Source organism: Cellulomonas sp. HZM (assembly GCF_000708885.1).
GTDB lineage: Bacteria > Actinomycetota > Actinomycetes > Actinomycetales > Cellulomonadaceae > Cellulomonas.
The window spans coordinates 106,863-123,835 of record NZ_JEOE01000006.1 but is presented as its reverse complement, the minus strand read 5'-3'; the positions used below and the strand labels follow the sequence as shown (position 1 = coordinate 123,835).

18 protein-coding genes are annotated in these 16,973 nt (G+C 74.4%); 9 read left to right on the top strand and 9 right to left on the bottom strand.

The genetic code is table 11. The features are described from left to right. Positions 1-26: 26 nt before the first annotated feature. On the top strand, positions 27-773 hold the full coding sequence (dapB, locus tag AW16_RS0105705; RefSeq protein WP_029288888.1) for a 4-hydroxy-tetrahydrodipicolinate reductase: 747 nt from the start codon (positions 27-29) through the stop codon (positions 771-773). After that, positions 773-1,252, top strand: a complete 480-nt coding sequence (locus AW16_RS0105700; RefSeq protein ID WP_029288886.1) for a hypothetical protein — start codon at positions 773-775, stop codon at positions 1,250-1,252. The genes dapB and AW16_RS0105700 overlap by 1 nt, the downstream gene beginning before the upstream one ends. Before the next feature lie 25 nt (positions 1,253-1,277). On the opposite strand, the gene AW16_RS0105695 is transcribed toward AW16_RS0105700, so the two are convergent. The 4 genes from AW16_RS0105695 to AW16_RS0105680 all read right to left on the bottom strand — a co-directional run bounded on the left by AW16_RS0105695 (position 1,278) and on the right by AW16_RS0105680 (position 3,674). Next, on the bottom strand, positions 1,278-1,832 hold the full coding sequence (locus tag AW16_RS0105695) for a GNAT family N-acetyltransferase (RefSeq protein ID WP_029288884.1): 555 nt from the start codon (positions 1,830-1,832) through the stop codon (positions 1,278-1,280). Beyond that, positions 1,832-2,500 (bottom strand): TIGR00645 family protein, encoded by a 669-nt coding sequence (locus AW16_RS0105690; protein ID WP_029288882.1) that lies wholly within the window; start codon positions 2,498-2,500, stop codon positions 1,832-1,834. Before AW16_RS0105690 ends, AW16_RS0105695 begins: the two co-directional genes overlap by 1 nt. Before the next feature lie 119 nt (positions 2,501-2,619). Beyond that, a complete protein-coding gene (locus AW16_RS0105685; RefSeq protein ID WP_029288880.1) occupies positions 2,620-2,940 on the bottom strand; it encodes an AzlD domain-containing protein in 321 nt (106 codons plus the stop codon). Then, a complete protein-coding gene (locus AW16_RS0105680; protein ID WP_051681698.1) occupies positions 2,937-3,674 on the bottom strand; it encodes an AzlC family ABC transporter permease in 738 nt (245 codons plus the stop codon). The genes AW16_RS0105685 and AW16_RS0105680 overlap by 4 nt, the downstream gene beginning before the upstream one ends. A gap of 70 nt (positions 3,675-3,744) precedes the next feature. Here AW16_RS0105680 and AW16_RS0105675 point away from each other — a divergent pair, with 70 nt between their 5' ends. Next, positions 3,745-4,581, top strand: a complete 837-nt coding sequence (locus tag AW16_RS0105675) for a thymidylate synthase (protein WP_034648159.1) — start codon at positions 3,745-3,747, stop codon at positions 4,579-4,581. Then, complete coding sequence (locus tag AW16_RS0105670) at positions 4,578-5,075, top strand: dihydrofolate reductase (protein ID WP_029288874.1); 498 nt, start codon at positions 4,578-4,580, stop codon at positions 5,073-5,075. Before AW16_RS0105675 ends, AW16_RS0105670 begins: the two co-directional genes overlap by 4 nt. Positions 5,076-5,079: 4 nt before the next feature. Here the strand turns inward: AW16_RS0105670 and AW16_RS0105665 are convergent, their stop codons facing one another. Beyond that, complete coding sequence (locus tag AW16_RS0105665) at positions 5,080-5,652, bottom strand: hypothetical protein (protein ID WP_029288872.1); 573 nt, start codon at positions 5,650-5,652, stop codon at positions 5,080-5,082. Positions 5,653-5,710: 58 nt separating this feature from the next. Here AW16_RS0105665 and AW16_RS0105660 point away from each other — a divergent pair, with 58 nt between their 5' ends. The 4 genes from AW16_RS0105660 to AW16_RS0105645 are packed head-to-tail and all read left to right on the top strand — an operon-like array spanning position 5,711 to position 9,616. After that, a complete protein-coding gene (locus tag AW16_RS0105660) occupies positions 5,711-6,574 on the top strand; it encodes a hypothetical protein (protein WP_034648158.1) in 864 nt (287 codons plus the stop codon). Further along, positions 6,571-6,960, top strand: coding sequence for a GntR family transcriptional regulator (locus tag AW16_RS0105655; protein WP_029288869.1), 390 nt, complete (start codon positions 6,571-6,573; stop codon positions 6,958-6,960). The genes AW16_RS0105660 and AW16_RS0105655 overlap by 4 nt, the downstream gene beginning before the upstream one ends. Positions 6,961-7,002: 42 nt before the next feature. Continuing rightward, positions 7,003-7,917: a 4-hydroxy-tetrahydrodipicolinate synthase gene (gene dapA, locus AW16_RS0105650; protein ID WP_029288867.1), complete on the top strand. Its 915-nt coding sequence runs from the start codon at positions 7,003-7,005 to the stop codon at positions 7,915-7,917. Positions 7,918-7,930: 13 nt separating this feature from the next. After that, complete coding sequence (locus AW16_RS0105645; RefSeq protein WP_029288864.1) at positions 7,931-9,616, top strand: ribonuclease J; 1,686 nt, start codon at positions 7,931-7,933, stop codon at positions 9,614-9,616. Here AW16_RS0105645 and AW16_RS0105640 read toward each other — a convergent pair. Further along, entirely contained in the window at positions 9,591-10,616 is a 1,026-nt protein-coding gene (locus AW16_RS0105640) for a GlxA family transcriptional regulator (RefSeq protein ID WP_029288862.1), read from the bottom strand. The two genes, AW16_RS0105645 and AW16_RS0105640, sit on opposite strands and share 26 nt — an antisense overlap. Before the next feature lie 72 nt (positions 10,617-10,688). Here AW16_RS0105640 and AW16_RS0105635 point away from each other — a divergent pair, with 72 nt between their 5' ends. After that, complete coding sequence (locus tag AW16_RS0105635) at positions 10,689-11,477, top strand: MBL fold metallo-hydrolase (protein WP_029288860.1); 789 nt, start codon at positions 10,689-10,691, stop codon at positions 11,475-11,477. Here the strand turns inward: AW16_RS0105635 and AW16_RS0105630 are convergent. The 3 genes from AW16_RS0105630 to AW16_RS16900 are packed head-to-tail and all read right to left on the bottom strand — an operon-like array spanning position 11,470 to position 16,948. Beyond that, a complete protein-coding gene (locus tag AW16_RS0105630) occupies positions 11,470-12,102 on the bottom strand; it encodes a 4'-phosphopantetheinyl transferase superfamily protein (RefSeq protein WP_051681692.1) in 633 nt (210 codons plus the stop codon). The genes AW16_RS0105635 and AW16_RS0105630 overlap by 8 nt on opposite strands. Further along, a complete protein-coding gene (locus tag AW16_RS0105625; protein ID WP_034648157.1) occupies positions 12,099-16,025 on the bottom strand; it encodes a non-ribosomal peptide synthetase in 3,927 nt (1,308 codons plus the stop codon). The genes AW16_RS0105630 and AW16_RS0105625 overlap by 4 nt, the downstream gene beginning before the upstream one ends. After that, positions 16,022-16,948 carry an isochorismatase family protein gene (locus tag AW16_RS16900; protein ID WP_081861476.1) on the bottom strand — a complete coding sequence of 309 codons (927 nt, stop codon included), beginning with the start codon at positions 16,946-16,948 and terminating at the stop codon, positions 16,022-16,024. Before AW16_RS16900 ends, AW16_RS0105625 begins: the two co-directional genes overlap by 4 nt. Positions 16,949-16,973 lie beyond the last annotated feature (25 nt).

Here is a 16,973-nt window from a genome sequence, read left to right as displayed (position 1 = left end):
TTGAGCAGCGTCTAGGCTGGCTGACCGTGAGCGAGCGCATCAAGGTGGCCGTGCTGGGCGCGGCCGGCCGCATGGGGTCCACCGTCGTCAAGGCCGTGCAGGGGGCGGACGACCTCGAGCTCGTCGCGACGCTCGACGCTGGCGACGACCTGTCCGCAGCGGCCGGCGCCGACGTCGCGGTCGACTTCACCGTCCCCGCGGTGACCGAGCAGAACGTGCACGCGCTCGTCGACGCCGGGGTGCACGTGGTGGTGGGGACGACCGGGTGGGACGAGGCGGCCCTCGTGCGCGTGCGCGACCACCTGGCCGATCGCCCGGGCGTCGGGGTGCTCGTGGCGCCGAACTTCGCGCTGGGCGCTGTGCTCGCGATGTCGTTCGCCGCGCGCGCTGCGCGCTGGTTCGAGAGCGTCGAGGTCGTCGAGCTGCACCATCCCGACAAGGTCGACGCGCCCTCGGGTACCGCGCGGCACACCGCGCAGGCGATCGCCTCCGCTCGGGCTGCAGCCGGCGTCGCGCCGTCGCCCGATGCGACGACCCAGACGCTCGACGGCGCGCGCGGCGCGGACGTCGACGGCGTGCGCGTGCACGCGGTGCGGCTGCGCGGCCTCGTCGCGCACGAGGAGATCCTGCTGGGCAACGCGGGCGAGCAGCTCACGATCCGGCACGACTCGTTCGACCGCGTGAGCTTCATGCCGGGGGTCCTGCTGGGCGTGCGGCAGGTGGGGCGCCGCCCGGGCCTGACGGTCGGGCTCGAGCACCTGCTCGATCTCTGATGGCGGCGCGGCGCGCACGCGGCGGAGCGGTCCTCGGGGCCGTGCTGGTCACCGTGCTGCTGGGCATCTACCTCTGGGTCGTGGCGGTTCGCGCCACCGCGTTGGTGCGCACGGGCGAGCCCGTGGCCGTGGTCCTGGGGGCCGCGCTGTGGGTGCTCCCGGTGCTCGTGGTCTGGCTCGTGTGGCGCGAGTGGTCGCTCGCGGTGGACGTGCAGCGCATGGCCGACGAGCTGGCGGAGGCCGACGAGCTCCCGGTAGACGAGCTGCCGCGGTCGCCCGGCGGCCGCATCGACCGCGCCGCGGCGCGCGAGGCGTTCGAGCCGGCGCGCGACCGGGCCGAGGCGGAGCCCGACGACTGGCGCTCGTGGTACCACCTGGCGTTCGCGTACGACGCGGCAGGGGACCGCCGCCGCGCGCGCGAGTCGCTGCGCACGGCCCACAGGCTGCACCGCGGGAAGGCAGCTCGGCCCGCGGACTGACGTCCGCGCACTGCCGGCCCGGTCGTCAGACCGTCGCCCACCACCGGTGCTCGCGCACCGTGCGGTCCTCGCCGTCGGGCCCCGTGCCGGTAGCCACGTCGCGGTCCGTGCCGTCCGGGCCCAGGCCCGCCCCCGCGAGGAACTGCTCGCGGGCCGGGTCGTCGTCGAGCACCCACGTGTGCACCTGGTCGGCGCCGTCCTCGCGCAGGAGGTCGACCGCGGCGGCGAGCAGGCGCGAGCCGTGCCCGCCGCGCTGCTCGTCGGGCGTGACCTCGAGCGCGAGCACCACGCCGCCGGGCGCGTCGCCCTCGGGTCCGGGCACGGGAGCCGTCGCGACGAAGCCGACGACACGGGGCCCGGCGCACGCCACGAGCACGCGGTGCCCTGCCGGCGCGTCGGTGATCGCGGCAGACCACTGGCCGGCGACCTGGTCGGTGTCGAGCAGGTCGAGCGCGGCCGCTCCGAGCGCACCGGTGTGCGCGAGCCGCCATGCGGCCAGCTGCACCTGAGCGATCGCCCGCTCGTCGCCAGGGACGGCGGGGCGGACGGAGACGTCGGCGGTGTCGGTGAACAGCGGCATCAGGCGAGTGTCGCACCCACAGGCTCGCGGGGCGCCACCGGCTCGGCCGGCGGGCCGTCGTCGGCTGCGTCGACGCGCGCGACGCCCGGCCGCGGCCGGGGTGGGTGCTTGACCGACATCTTGTCGATCCACGCGAGCGCGACGGCCGAGACGATGAACGTCAGGTGGATGACGGTCTGCCACAGCAGCGCCTCGCCGCCGTGCGGCCTCTGCACCGTGGCACCCGCCTCGATGAAGCTGCGCAGCAGGTGGATCGACGAGATGCCGATGATCGACATCGCGAGCTTCGTCTTGAGCACGTTCGCGTTGACGTGCGAGAGCCACTCGGGCTGGTCGGGGTGGTTGTCGAGCCGGATGCGGGAGACGAACGTCTCGTAGCCTCCGACGATCACCATGATGAGCAGGTTCGCGATCATCACGACGTCCACCAGGCCGAGGACGGCGATGATGATCTCGCCCTCGCTCAGCCCGTGCCCGGAGAAGACGCCGTGCGCGAGGTGCCACAGCTCCTTCATGAACTGCCAGACGTAGACCGCCTGCGCGACGATCAGGCCGAGGTAGAGCGGCACCTGCAGCCAGCGGGACAGGAAGATGAGGGAGCCGAGGGTCGAACCTCGGGTGGCGGGCGCCTGCGGGGTCGGCGTCGTGGTCGGCTGCGTGTGCGGCACGGGGGTGTCCTTCGGGTCGGGGCCCGGTGGCCTCGTCGGGATGGGCACCACGCCAACGAACGAGGGCCTCCGATCGTGCCCGGCGCCGCGACGGCGCCGGGCCGAGGGCATCCCGGGCCTCAGGGCATACCGAGCGCGCGCAGCACCGCCGCCGTCACGGCCGCGAGCACGACGACGACCACGAACGGTGCGTGCAGCAGCAGGGCGACCGCCGCGACGGCGAGCGCCGGCAGGCGTGCGTCGAGCACGAGCGAACGACCTTGCGCGACCGCCTGCACGGCGACGAGGGCGGACAGCAGCGCGACGGTGACGAGCGCCGCGGTGCGTGCGACGCGCGGCCGCGCGAGCCAGTGCTCGGGGACCAGGTGCCCGAGCAGCTTCGTCGCGAACACCACCGCTGCGCCCACGAGCACGGCGACCCAGGTGAGGGTGGGGCTCATGCGGCGGCCTCCGTGGCACCCGGGCCGGGCGGCTCGTCGGTCCGGCCGTCGTCCGGGGCGAGGAGCCCGACGAGGATCGCGACGGCCGCCGCCAGCAGCACGGGCACGCCCGCCGGCAGGACGGGTGTCGTCGCGAGAGCCACCAGGACAGCCGCGCCGCCGACGAGCCGCGCGAGCGACGCGTACCGGCCGGAGAAACGTGGCCACACGAGCGCGAGGAACGCCGCAGCAGCCGCCGCGTCGAGGCCATACCGGCGCGGGTCCCCGAGCGCGTCACCCAGCAGCGCGCCGCCGAGCGTGAACAGGTTCCACAGCACGAACACACCGACACCCGTCCACCAGAACCCCGCGCGCGCGGCCGGCCCGGGCGGGTGCGCGGTGCCCACCGCGGTGGACTCGTCGATCGTGAGCTGCGCGGCCACGAGCCGGCGCACGCCGCGCGCGCCGAGCAGTGGCGCGACCTGCGGGCCGTACAGACCGTTGCGCACGCCGAGCAGCCCCGCGGTCGCGACGGCCGCGGTCGCCGTGCCGCCCGAGCCGACCACCCCGATGAACGCGAACTGCGAGCCGCCGGAGAACATCAGCAGCGACAGAGCCATGGTCTGCGCGAGGTCGAGGCCCGCGACGACGGACAGGGCCCCGAACGAGACCCCGTACAGGCCTGTCGCGGCGGCGACCGAGACGGCCTGCCGGATCGCCGCCCGGACGTCGTCGCGGTCGGTCGTCGTGCTCACGCGGGTCACTGTCGCACACGTTCGCGCGCCGGGCGCCCGACGGCGCGAGCGCGAACGTACGATGGCGACCATGTCGTCGTCGGCTCCGGCCCCCACGCCCGTCAGCCTGCCCGTCAGCACCCCCTACGAGGACCTGCTGCGCCTGGTGCTCGAGACCGGGACGCCCAAGGCGGACCGCACCGGCACAGGGACGCGCAGCCTCTTCGGCCACCAGATGCGGTTCGACCTCGCGCAGGGCTTCCCGCTCGTCACGACCAAGCGCGTGCACCTGAAGTCGGTGGTGTACGAGCTGCTGTGGTTCCTGCGCGGCGACTCGAACGTCGCCTGGCTGCAGGAGAACGGCGTGCGGATCTGGGACGAGTGGGCGGGCCCCGACGGCGACCTCGGACCCGTGTACGGCGTGCAGTGGAGATCGTGGCCCACGCCCGACGGCGGGCACGTCGACCAGGTCGCGCAGCTCGTCGAGAACCTGCGCCGCGACCCCGACTCGCGCCGGCACGTCGTCTCGGCGTGGAACGTCGCGGACATCCCGCGCATGGCGCTCGCGCCGTGCCACGCGTTCTTCCAGTTCTACGTCGCCGACGGCCGGCTCTCCTGCCAGCTGTACCAGCGCTCGGCGGACATGTTCCTCGGCGTGCCGTTCAACATCGCGTCCTACGCCCTGCTGACCCACATGGTCGCGCAGCAGGCCGATCTCGAGGTCGGCGACTTCGTGTGGACCGGCGGCGACTGCCACGTGTACGACAACCACGTCGAGCAGGTGCGCGAGCAGCTGTCGCGAGAGCCCTACGCGCCGCCGACGCTGAACCTGCGGCGCGCGCCGTCGGTCTTCGACTACACGTTCGACGACGTCGAGGTCGTGGGCTACCAGCACCACCCGACGATCAAGGCTCCGGTGGCGGTGTGAGCGTCGCACTCATCTGGGCCCAGACCCCCGACGGCGTCATCGGCGCCGGGGGCGGGCTGCCGTGGCACCTGCCCGAGGACATGGCGCGGTTCCGCACGCTGACGGCCGGCCACCCCGTGATCATGGGCCGCACGACGTGGGAGTCGTTGCCCGACCGGTTCCGACCGCTGCCTGGCCGGCGCAACGTGGTGCTCTCGCGCACCGCCGGGTTCGAGGCGCCGGGCGCGGAGGTCGTCGCGTCGCTGGACGCGGCGCTCGCGCTCGTCGCGGACGACGACGCGTGGGTCATCGGCGGCGGGCAGGTGTACGAACAGGCGCTCGCGGTCGCCGACCGCGTCGAGGTGACGGTCGTCGAGGCGGACGTGGCGGGGGACACGTGGGCACCCGGGCTCGCGGACGACGAGTGGCGCGAGGCCGCGAGCGACCCGGTCGACGGGTGGCACATGTCGAGCGACGACGTGCCGTACCGCTTCGAGACGTACGTGCGCGCCTGACGGGTCAGTCGCACACGCCGGCCTGCTGCAACCCCTCGAGGTCGCTGGCCGGCGACATGAGCATCGTGGCCTCCTGCTCGGATCTCCCCGCGAAGGGCGCGGAGAGCTCGAGCCGCGTGACGTCGACCTGCAGCTGCTCGCAGTCCGTGACGCGCCACGCGACGACGACCACCGCGTGCTCGCCGTAGGCGACCCGATGGTTCGTCGCGTCGCGCGCTCCGACCGACGTGAGGACGTCGTCGAGCGTCGCGGGGTCCTCCGGGAGCTGCGGTGAGGGGCCCCGGACGATCCACCACCCGATCACCTCGGCGCCGGGCTGAGTCGCGACACCGTCGATCCGGGCCCACGGCCAGGTGGCGCCGGAGACCTCGGAGGTGGCGACGACCGCACCGTCGCCCGTGCGCACCCAGCCACCCGTGCTCTGGCTCGGCAGGACGTCGGCGCGGAGCAGCCGGGGTGCGAACGACGCCCCGACGAGCGCGGCGAGCACCAGGACGACCGCGACGACCGTGCGCGCGGTGGAGCGGACGGGGACGAGGGCACGGAGCTGCTCGTCGGTGACCGTTGCCGAGGACATTGGCCCAATGTACTGTGACATTGAGCCAGATGGAACGGGAGGGAAGCGGATGCCAGTGATGCCGGTCGTCGTAGCTGCCCTCGTCGGACTGCTCCTCGCCGCCTCCGTCGCCGCCGTCCTGTACCCGCGCCCCGCACCGGTCGTCGCAAGGGACGTCGCCTGGATCGCCGGCTCGACGGACGTCCGCACCCAGGAAGGGGCCGTGTACGCGTCCTACCTGCGACGGCACAGGTTGCACCGCCTCGTCGGAGGTCTCGTCGGTGTGTCCGTCGCGGTGGTCGTCGGGCTCTCGACCTATCAGACCGTGGGATTCTCGATCGGCGAGCGCAACCCCCTCGGTGACGTGCTCTTCCTCGGCATCGCCGGGGTCGTCGTCGGGTCGCTGTCGGCCGAGACCTATCGCATCGCGAGGCCGTCCGGGCGGCTGCGGGCCTCGCTCGAACCGCACCGGCCCGCGGCACGGCCGGGCGTCGTGCGGGCGGCGCGGGTGTGCGCGTCGCTCGCGGCGGCACTGGGTGCCGCCGACCTCTTGCTCGGCGAGGCGACGGCACCGACTGCGACGGCGCTCGTGCTGGGTGCCTTGGTCGTCGGTGTCAGCGAGCTGACGCTGCGTGCCGTCCGAACCCGCCCCCGACCGGGGCTCAGCGGTCGTGCTGCGGTCGTCGACGACCGGATCCGTGCATTCGCGTCGACGGTCGTCGCGTGGCTCGAGCTCTCGATCGCGCTGCTCGTGCTCGCGTGGGCGACGAGCGCCCTGCCGGCCGATGGCTCGGGAGCGGTGGGCTCGGCGTTGACGGTCGTCGAGGTGGCGCTCGTCGTCGCAGCGTTCGTCGCGCTGCACCGGGCGTCGCCGCGACCGTCTCGACGATGGGATGCAGGAGCACCGTCCGCGACCGCGGACGTGATGCGGGACGCGCGATGATCGTCGAGGTCGATCCCGAATCGGCCGTGCCGGTGTACGAGCAGCTACGAGCTCAGATCGAGCGCCTCGTCCTGTCGGGCGAGCTGACCGCGGGGGTCCGTCTGCCGTCGATCCGCCAGCTCGCCGCCGATCTCGGGATCGCGCGCGGGACGGTGAACCGGGTCTACGAGCTGCTGGCGCGCGACGGGCTGGTCGCGTCGGGCGGTCGGCACGGCACGGTGGTGCTCGACCCAGGTGCACGTCGCCCCTCGCCCGCGGCCGTCGACGAGTCGGCCCGCACGCTCGCGCTCGTCGCGCGGCAGCTCGGCCTCACTCCTGCACAGGCGCACGAGGCGCTCTCGCGAGCTCTCGCGCTCCAGCCTGCGCCCTCGTCGGCGTCCCTGTGAACACCGCCTCGTCGGTGCACCTCGTCGCGGTACGGTGAGGCCATGCCGCACGTGACGTCGAGCTCCCGCCCGTTCGGGGCCGTCCTGTCCGCGATGGTCACGCCGATGTCCGACGGCGAGATCGACCTCGACGCGGCGGTCTCGCTCGCGAAGCACCTGGTCGACAACGGCCACGACGGACTCGTGCTCAACGGCACGACGGGCGAGGCGCCCACCACCCACGCGCCTGAGAAGGCCGAGCTGGTCGAGGCCGTCGTCGAGGCCGTGGGCGACCGCGCGTACGTCGTCGCCGGCGCCGGCTCGAACGACACGCTGCACGCCGTGCGGATGGCCGAGCAGGCGGCGGAGGCGGGCGCCCACGGGCTGCTCGTCGTGAGCCCGTACTACTCCCGGCCCTCCCAGCCCGGACTCGCGCTGCACGTCACCTCGGTCGCCGACGCGACCGACCTGCCCGTCATGCTCTACGACGTCCCCGGTCGCGCCGGGGTGCGCATGGCGCCCGCGACGATCGACGCTCTCGCGGCGCACGACCGTGTGATCGCCATGAAGGACGCGAGCGGCGACGTCGCCTCCGTCGCGGACATGACCGCGCGCACCGGGCTGGCCTGGTACTGCGGCGACGACGCCCTGACACTGCCATTTCTCGCGCACGGGGCGTGCGGGGTCGTCGGCGTCGCGACTCACGTCGTCGGCGCCGTCTTCGCGGAGATGATCCGCGCGTGGGACGCGGGCGACCACGTCCGGGCCCTCGAGCTGTACCGCACGACGACCCCCGCCGTGCAGGCGATCAACGGCGCAGGCTTCCAGGCGGTCTTCGCCAAGGCCGCGCTCGAGGTCCTCGGACTGATCCCGAGCCGCTCGGTGCGGCTCCCGTACGTGCCGGCGTCCGAGCAGGACGTCGACGACATCCGCGCAGGGCTGCGCGCCGCCGGCCTGCTGGACGCAGCGCTGGCCTGAGACCAGGAGCTCCATGAGTCACCCCCACCCCGAGCTGACCACCCCGCCGCCGCTCGCCGACGGAGCCCTGCGCATCGTCGCCCTGGGCGGCCTCGGCGAGGTCGGCCGCAACATGGCCGTGCTCGAGCACGGCGGACGCCTGCTCGTCATCGACTGCGGCGTGCTGTTCCCCGAGGACCACCAGCCCGGCGTCGACCTGATCCTCCCGGACTTCGACTACATCCGGGACCGGCTCGACGACATCGACGCGATCGTCCTCACGCACGGTCACGAGGACCACATCGGCGCCGTGCCGTACCTGCTGCGGCTGCGCCGTGACATCCCGCTCGTCGGGTCGCAGCTCACGCTCGCGTTCGTCGAGGCGAAGCTCAAGGAGCACCGCATCGCGCCGCTGACGCTCGCGGTCAAGGAGGGGCAGACCGAGCAGCTCGGCGCGTTCTCGTGCGAGTTCGTCGCGGTGAACCACTCGATCCCGGACGCGCTGGCCGTCGCGGTGACGACGAGCGCCGGCACCGTGCTGCACACCGGCGACTTCAAGATGGACCAGCTGCCGCTCGACGGCCGCATCACCGACCTGCGGGCGTTCGCGCGGCTGGGGGAGAAGGGCGTCGACCTGTTCATGGTCGACTCCACCAACGCCGAGGTCCCGGGGTTCGTCGCGCAGGAGCGCGGCATCGGTCCGGTGCTCGACCAGGTGTTCGCCGAGTCGGGCAAGCGGATCATCGTCGCGTCGTTCTCGTCGCACGTGCACCGCGTGCAGCAGGTGCTCGACGCCGCCGCGGCGCACGGGCGGCGCGTCGCGCTCGTCGGCCGCTCGATGGTGCGCAACATGGCGATCGCGGCGGACCTCGGCTACCTCAAGGTGCCCGACGACGTACTGATCGACCTCAAGCGGGTCGGCGACCTGCCGGACGACGAGATCGTGCTCATGTGCACCGGCTCGCAGGGCGAGCCCATGGCCGCGCTGTCGCGCATCGCGAACAACGACCACAAGGTCTCGGTCGGACCCGGTGACACGGTGATCCTGGCGTCGTCGCTCATCCCGGGCAACGAGAACGCCGTCTTCCGCGTGATCAACGGCCTGACGAGGCTCGGCGCGCGCGTCGTGCACTCGGGCAACGCCAAGGTGCACGTCTCGGGCCACGCCTCGGCGGGCGAGCTCCTGTACTGCTACAACATCCTGCGGCCCAAGAACGTCATGCCCGTGCACGGCGAGGTGCGTCACCTCGTCGCGAACGCTGCGCTCGCGGTGCAGACGGGCGTGCCGGCGGACCGTGTGGTGCTCGCCGAGGACGGCGTGGTCGTGGACCTCGTCGACGGCGTCGCGTCCGTCGTGGGAGCCGTGCCGTGCGGGTACGTGTACGTCGACGGCTCGTCGGTCGGCGAGATCACCGACGCCGAGCTCAAGGACCGGCGCATCCTCGGCGACGAGGGGTTCATCTCGATCTTCGCGGTCGTGTCGTCGGCGGACGGCAAGGTGCTCGCGGGTCCGCAGATCCACGCGCGTGGGTTCGCCGAGCAGGACGCGGTGTTCGAGGAGATCCTCCCGGACGTGACGCGCGCGCTGGAGGAGTCGATCCTGGGCGGCGCCACGGACACGCACCAGCTCCAGCAGGTGATGCGTCGGGTCGTCGGACGCTGGGTGTCGAACCGTCTGCGTCGCCGGCCGATGATCATCCCCGTCGTGGTGGAGGCGTAGCGCCGAACGCGTCGCGGTGCCGGCTGGGGCTCGTGCCGTAGCGCGCCGAGAAGTGCTGCCGTAGCGCGGCCGCCGTCGTGTACCCGCAGGCGCGGGCGACGGACTCGACCGGCATCGTCGAGGTCTCGAGCAGCAGCCGGGCATGCGTGAGCCGCCGCTCGAGCAGCCACTGTGCCGGGCTCGTGCCCGTGCGGGCGCGGAAGCGGCGCGTGAACGTGCGTCGCGACATCGTCGCCTCGCGTGCCCAGCGGTCGAGGTCGAGCGGCGCGTCGAGCCGTGACGACGCCCAGGCCATCGCCGTCTCGAGAGGGTCGGGTCCCGGCGCAGCGGCGACGGGAGCGGGGATGAACTGTGCCTGCGAGCCGTCGCGGTGCGGTGCGAGCACGAGCGAGCGGGCCACGGCGGACGCGACCCGCTCACCGTGGTCCGAGCGGACGACGTGCAGGCAGCAGTCGAGCGCGGCGGCGACACCCGCGGACGTCACGACGTCGCCGTCGTCGCACCACAGCACGTCTGACCGCACCCGGACCGCGGGGTAGCGCGACGCGAGCTCGTCGGCGGCGTGCCAGTGGGTGGCGACCTCTCGACCGTCCGCGATCCCCGACGCGGCGACGACGAACGCACCGAGGCACAGTCCGACGACACGTGCACCGCGAGCGTGCGCGCCGCGCACGGCGTCGAGCAGCACCTCCGAGGGCTCGGCACCGAGGTCCCAGCTCGGCAGGACGACGGTGTCGGCCGTCGCGACCGCGTCGAGCCCGCGGCGCACGACGACGTCGTACCCGGCGGTGGTGGAGATCCCGCCGGGCCGCTCCGCGCACACGGTCACCCGGTACGGCAGCGTGCGCGCGGCGCGTTCGCCGGGCGTGCCGACACCGGGCGCGCCCGCGCCGGGCTCGAGGAGCGAGCCGTCGACCTGCGCGCCGAGCACGGCGGACGGTGCAGCGAGATGGAACGAGCTGATGCCGTGGAACGCGACGACCGCGACCTCGTGGAGCATGGCCCGATCTTATCGACAGACGTCTCCAGGGCCACTGTCGGCGGAGCAGCGGGGTGCGGCACCGTCGTCCCCATGACCACCACCACTGACGACGTCCTCACCACCGCCACCTTCGTCGGCGGTCCGACGATCGCGTTCACGTACGCAGGACGCACGTTCCTCACGGACCCGACCTTCGACCAGCCGGGCGACTACGACAACGGGGTCACGCTGCGCAAGCTCGTGGGCCCCGCCCTGCAGCCCGAGGCCCTCGGCCCGATCGACGTGGTCCTGCTCTCGCACGACCAGCACGCCGACAACCTCGACCACGCGGGTCGGGACGTTCTCGCACGCGTCCCGGTCGTGCTCTCCACACCGGACGCCGCGGCGCGGATCACAGGTGTTCGCGGGCTCGAGCCGTGGGAGCAGGTCGACCTGGGCGACGTCGTCGTCACTGCGGTCCCCGCGCGGCACGGTCCCGAGGGTGCCGAGGCGCTCACGGGTCACGTCACAGGTTTCGTGCTCGAGGCCACCGGGGAACCGACGGTCTACGTGTCCGGGGACAACGCGTCGATCGACGTGGTCGCCGCGATCGCCCGTCGCTTCGGAGGGATCGAGCTCGCGCTGCTCTTCGTCGGCGGGGCAGACGTGGGACGGTTCCCGGACGAGCCGCTCACGCTCGACGCCGCTCGCGCGAGCGCCGTCGCCGACCTGCTCGTCGAGGCGGTCGTCGTCCCCGTGCACCACAGCGACTGGGCACACTTCGTCGACCCGGTGTCTGCCGTCGTCGACCGTTTCGCGAGGGCAGGTCGAGCCGACCGGCTCGTCGTGGTCCCTCGCGGAGTCCCGACCGAGGTCCGGGGACGCCGTCGGCTCACGTGAGCGGGAGGTCGCTCGCCCACGCGCCGACGACGCCCGGCCCCGACCACCCGTGGACCTCTCGACCCTCGACGGTTCGGGCCGGCTCCCGGGGCGGCCGGTGCGTCGATCCCAGGACGTCGAGGTCGCGGACGTGCTCGAGCGATCCGGCTCCCGACTTCACCAGGGCCTCCTTGCGCGTCCAGAGGGCCGTGGCGTCGTTCTCGGGCCGGCCCCGGAGCCAACGACGTTCGCGGACGCTGAACGCGGAGGCGGGCACGGGACGCACGAGCTCGACGTCGATCCCCACCCGGACCGGGCCCGACCCGGCGCGTAGCGCGGCGATCGCAGCGACCCAGCCGCGCGTGTGGGAGAGGCTCACGCCGACGTCGGGCCGGTCCGCGAGCGCGGGGCGACCGTGCCCTCGCGCACCGCAGGTGTCGCAGCGCTGCACGAGGTCGACGTCGTGCGCCTCGATCCCGAGCGCCGTCGCCGCGCACTCGCGCACGAGCACGTGCGCCGCGGTGAACGCGGCGCGGTCGGCCGGGTGCACGAGCCGGTCGCGCCGGGTGCGTTCCGCGGGCGTCAGCAGGCGGTCGTCGGCCGCGTCGTCGGTGCGCACGAACCGGACGACCACGCGCTCGCTCACGTGACGAGCGCGGCGATCAGGGCGCCGACGTCGTCGGCGACCGGCCGACGGACCAGCTCGCCGTGCGACGCGGCGACCTCGACCACGCGCAGCTCGCCGCGCACGTGCGCGGCCCAGCCTCGCGGGTCGAGCCAGGTCTCGGGCCGCGGGGCGCCCGCGACCACGAGCGTCGCGTCGCCCTCCAGGACGTCGTGCGCCGACGTCCGCACGATCCTGCTCGCCTCGACGACCGAGACGACGCACCCTCGGAGCGTCGCCTCCGGGAGCGAGCCGACCGCGCTGCCGGACGTGCGCAACCGCTCGAGCACCGCGTCACGGTCCAGCGGCTCGTCGGGGGCCGCGTCGAGGCCACCGAGCCGCAGCACGCCCACGAGCGTGTCCTGCTCCGTGGGCTCCGCGAGGTGCGACCACTGCTCGGCCGGGTAGGCGTCGAGCAGGACGACCGCGCCCACGTGCTGCCCGTCGGCGCGCGCGGTCGCGGCGACCTGGTGCGCCGCCATGCCGCCGAGCGACCAGCCCGCGACGTGGAACGGGCCGTCGCCCACGACCGTGCGGATGGCCGCGAGCTGCCGTGCGGCGAGCGCGTGCAGGTCGGCCACGGGGTCGGGTCGTCCCTCGGCGAGCCCCGGGGCCTGGACGGTGTGCACGGGCAGGTCGGGCGGCAGCGAGCGCAGCAGACCGGCGTAGCACCAGCCGAGCCCGCCCGCCGGGGGCAGCAGGAACAGCGGCGTCCGACCGGCGCCCGGCCGCAGCGTGAGCACCTCGTCGATCGCGTGGCCGTCTCCGGCCCCGTCCCCGAGGAGTCGTGCCAGCGCGCGCGGGGTGGGGTGCGCGAAGGCGTCGGCGATCGTGAGCCGTCTGCCGAGGTCGTCGTCGAGCGCCGCCACGAGCCGCAGCACGGACAAGGAGTCGCCCCCGAGGGTGAAGAAGTCGTCGTCGCGCCCCGCGGACGCGAGACCGAGGACGTCGGCGACGGCCGCGCACACGCGTTGCTCGAGGAACCCGGTGGGCCCGGAGCCCGCCGTGGCCTCGGGGGCCGGCGGGTGGGTGCGCGCGAGCGCGGGGCGGTCCGCCTTGCCGCTCGTCGTGACGGGGACCGCGTCGACGGGCACCCAGTGGTGCGGAAGGAACGACGCGGGCAGGCGTGCCTCGGCAGCGGCGCGCAGCGCACCGACCACCGCACCACCGTCGGACCCGGCCGTCGGCACGAACCACACGACGAGCTGCTCGCCGACCATCCCCGCGACGACCGCGTCGGTGCCCGGCGTCCCGGCCACCGCCTGCTCGATCTCACCGAGCTCTACGCGCTGTCCCCGGAGCTTCACCTGGTCGTCGACGCGTCCGAGGTACCGCAGCGCGCCGTCGGGTCGCCACGCCGCGAGGTCGCCCGTGCGGTACATCCGACCGCCGGGCCGGAACGGGTCGTCCACGAAGCGCTCCGCCGTGAGGTCCGGCCGTCCCGCGTACCCGGCGGCGAGCTGGACGCCGCCGAGCCAGAGCTCGCCGGTGGCACCGACCGGCAGCGGGCGTCGCCGCTCGTCGAGCACGTAGCAGGCCGTGTTCCACACGGGGCGCCCGATCGGCACGTCGTCCTCGTCGCCGACGCAGTCCCAGCTCGTCACGTCGATCGCGGCCTCGGTCGGGCCGTAGAGGTTCACGGGCGTGACGCCGAACGACTCGCGCGCGCCCTGCACGAGGTCGGGGGCGAGCGCCTCACCGCTCGTGACCAGGGTGCGCACACGGCCCTGCGCGACGCGCTCGCGGCTCGTGCGGTCCGCCAGCAGCGCGCGCAGCATCGAGGGCACGAAGTGCAGCGTCCCGATGTGGTGCGTGACCACGAGGTCGGCGATCGCGCGCGGGTCGCGGTGGGCGCCCGGATCGGCCACGACGACCGTCGCGCCCACCTGCAGCGGCCAGAACAGCTCCCACACGGACACGTCGAACGAGATCGGGGTCTTGTGCAGCACCCGGTCGCCCGCGTGCAGCGGGAGGTGGTGCTGCATCCACGCGAGGCGGTTGTCGATCGCGCGGTGGCCGACGACGACGCCCTTGGGGCGACCCGTCGAGCCGGACGTGAACAGCACGTACGCGGGCGCGTCGACGTCGTCGGGGATCTCGACCGGGCCGGTGCCGGCGGGGACGTCGTCGGGGGTCACGACGATCGTCGCGCCGGCGTCCTGCACCATCGACGCCGTGCGCGCGGGCGGCAGGTCCGGGTCCAGCGGGAGGTAGACGGCGCCGAGCAGCGCGATCGCGTGGACCGTCTCGAACAGCGCGAACGACCGCGGCAGGGCGACGCCGACGACGTCGCCCGGACCGACCCCGCGGTCGCGCAGGCCCGCCGCGACGCGCTGCGCCGCAGCGAGCAGGTCGTCGTACGTCCGTGACGCGTCGCCGTGCACGAGCGCGGTCGCACCGGGCGTCGCCACAGCCTGCGCGGCGAACCGCCGGCCCAGGGTCGCGGACGTGCGCGGGTGGTCGGTGGCGTTGAACGTGCCGACGACGAGCTCGCGCTCGCGCGGGCCGACGAGGTCGAGGTCGTCGACCTCGTCGGCCCGGCTCGCCCCGGCGAGGGTCTCGAGCCAGTCCACGAGACGCTCGGCGTGGCGCCGGACGTCCTCCTCGTCGTGCAGCGCGGGGTTCGCGTCGAGCTCGAGCCGCACGTGCCGACCACGCCCTGGCACGCCGCGGAGCGTCACCGTCATGTCCTCGACCGGTCCGGCCACGAGGTTGCGCACGGTTCCCCGCACGACCTCCCGCTCGGTGCCCTCCGCCGCACCGGCCGGCCGATCGTCCGACGGCGCCGCGAGCACGAGCTCCAGGTCGAGCGGGACGAGGTTGACCTGCACGCCGAACAGGCGCGCCCCTGGCCGCTCGCGCTCGAGCTCGCGCGCGAGGTCCTCCTGCCGCACGAACGGGTGCAGCCGCAGGTCCGCCTGCGCGCGTGCGGTCGCGTCGAGGACCGCGCCCAGCGGACCCTCTGCGGGGACCTCGACCGGGAGCACGTTGACCGCGGTGCACACGGTGCGGGCGGTCACCAGGGCGCCGACGCCCGCGAGGGACCGGTTCATCAGCGCGATCCCCACGCGCGACGAACGTGCCCTCGTCATGCGTGCGACGTAGGTCGCGACAGCCGCGACCAGCACGTCCTGCAGGCTCGCGCCCAGCCGCCTCGCGCCCTCGGCGACACGGCGCTGCCGGTCCTCGTCGAGCACCACGGTGTGCCGCACGGGGGCCCCGGACGGCCGGGCGGTGCGCGCCGTGAGCGACCCTGTGCCGGTGGCGTCCCGCAGCCGCTCGTGCCACCACCGTCGCGCCGCGTCGTCGGGTGCAGGCTCGGCCGCGACGACCGAGGCGAGGCTCGGGACGCTCCCGGGGGCGGCCCCCGCGTACAGCTCGGCCGCGCGTCGCAGGAGCTGCTGCGCGCCGTACCCATCGAGGACCACGTGGTGCGCGGCGTGGTACCACCAGTGCCGCCCGTCGGGCAGGGCGACGAGCGCCGTCCGCGTGAGCTCGCCGGCCATGACGTCGAGCGGCCGCGCGAGGTCCGCGCGCAACCAGTCGTGGGCGTCCTGCTCGCACCGCGCCTCGACGACCGCGACGGGCACCGGTGCGGCCGCGCGCACGCGTTGCTGCGGCCCGTCGGCCGTGATCCGCAGGTCCACCCGGAGCTGCTCGTGCTCCGCGTAGGCCGCACCCAGCGCCGCGGCGAGCCGTGCTGCGTCGGGGCGCCCGTCGAGCTCGGCCACCTCCGCGGTCGTGCAGCACGGGTTCGTGGGGTCCAGCTGGTGCGCGAAGAACACGCCGCGCTGCGCCGCGGTGAGCGGGAGCCACGCGTGGTCGGAGTCGTGAGCACCCGTCCGGGCGTCGGTCTCGGCGGCGCCCGGCGAGCCGGGCTCCCGGGCGGTGGCCAGGAGCGTCATCGGGCCGTCGCGGCGTCGCGCTCGTGCCCGCGCTCGCGCAGGTGCTCGATCGTGGGCCTGCGGGTGAAGTCGCCGAAGTCGACATCGAGCCCGGAGTCGGCCAGGTCGTCGAGCAGCTCGAACGCGACGAGCGAGCTGAGCCCGAGCTCGAACAGGTCGGTCCCCGGCTGCGCGAACGCCCGCTCGACGACCTCGGGCGGGAGCACGCGAGCGAGCGCGGAGCGCAGCACGACGTCGAGCTCGTCGTCGTCCGCGCCATCGAGGGTGCTCCCCAGCGCGGCGGCCTCGAGTCGCCGCACGACGTCGTCCGCCGTGGTCACCACACCGCAGCACGCCGCGACGTGGTCGAGCGTGCGCGCGTGCTGCTCGGCCCCGAGGTCGGCGACCGCGTCGGCCACCAGGAACGGCCGCACCTCGCGCTGGAACGCATCGAGCGCGGTCGCGGTGATGCCGATGTGCGCGTACACCCCGGTCAGCACCAGCTGGTCGCGGCCGGCGGCGGCGAGCCGGGCAGCGAGGTCGCTGCGGGCGAACGCGCTGTACCGGTGCTTGACGAGCACGGTGTCGCCGGGCTGCGGCGCGACCTCCGGCAGGATCTCGGTGTCCTGCGGTGCCGACGACATGCCCCGTCCCCACAGCTCGCGCTGCAGCCCCCGCTCGAGCGGGTCCTGGTCGCCGCGCTGCGCGGTGTAGAGCACGGGCACACCCGCGCGTCGTGCCGCGTCGAGCACCGCGGCCGTCGCGGCCACGGCGTCGCCGAGCGCCGCGCTTCCCGGGGCGTACGGCCGCGTGAAGTAGCGCTGCAGGTCGTGCACGAGGACGGCTGCGCGCGCGGGCTCGAGCGCCCAGTCGGCTCGGCTCGTGGGCAGCGGGCGTCGCGGCGGGACGGGAGAGGCGTAGTCGATCGACGTCGGCAGGGCCATGCTGGGCTCCGGGATGTGCGGGCGG

Excerpts from the sequence above, each read along its gene's own strand:
- AW16_RS0105660 (WP_034648158.1), top strand. The coding sequence starts at position 5,711 with ATGCCGGTCGTCGTAGCTGCCCTCGTCGGACTGCTCCTCGCCGCCTCC.
- AW16_RS16900 (WP_081861476.1), bottom strand. The coding sequence starts at position 16,948 with ATGGCCCTGCCGACGTCGATCGACTACGCCTCTCCCGTCCCGCCGCGA.
- AW16_RS0105645 (WP_029288864.1), top strand. The coding sequence starts at position 7,931 with ATGAGTCACCCCCACCCCGAGCTGACCACCCCGCCGCCGCTCGCCGAC.
- AW16_RS0105665 (WP_029288872.1), bottom strand. The coding sequence starts at position 5,652 with ATGTCCTCGGCAACGGTCACCGACGAGCAGCTCCGTGCCCTCGTCCCC.
- AW16_RS0105675 (WP_034648159.1), top strand. The coding sequence starts at position 3,745 with ATGTCGTCGTCGGCTCCGGCCCCCACGCCCGTCAGCCTGCCCGTCAGC.
- AW16_RS0105655 (WP_029288869.1), top strand. The coding sequence starts at position 6,571 with ATGATCGTCGAGGTCGATCCCGAATCGGCCGTGCCGGTGTACGAGCAG.
- AW16_RS0105695 (WP_029288884.1), bottom strand. The coding sequence starts at position 1,832 with ATGCCGCTGTTCACCGACACCGCCGACGTCTCCGTCCGCCCCGCCGTC.
- AW16_RS0105625 (WP_034648157.1), bottom strand. The coding sequence starts at position 16,025 with ATGACGCTCCTGGCCACCGCCCGGGAGCCCGGCTCGCCGGGCGCCGCC.
- dapA (WP_029288867.1), top strand. The coding sequence starts at position 7,003 with ATGCCGCACGTGACGTCGAGCTCCCGCCCGTTCGGGGCCGTCCTGTCC.
- AW16_RS0105640 (WP_029288862.1), bottom strand. The coding sequence starts at position 10,616 with ATGCTCCACGAGGTCGCGGTCGTCGCGTTCCACGGCATCAGCTCGTTC.
- AW16_RS0105635 (WP_029288860.1), top strand. The coding sequence starts at position 10,689 with ATGACCACCACCACTGACGACGTCCTCACCACCGCCACCTTCGTCGGC.
- AW16_RS0105685 (WP_029288880.1), bottom strand. The coding sequence starts at position 2,940 with ATGAGCCCCACCCTCACCTGGGTCGCCGTGCTCGTGGGCGCAGCGGTG.
- AW16_RS0105700 (WP_029288886.1), top strand. The coding sequence starts at position 773 with ATGGCGGCGCGGCGCGCACGCGGCGGAGCGGTCCTCGGGGCCGTGCTG.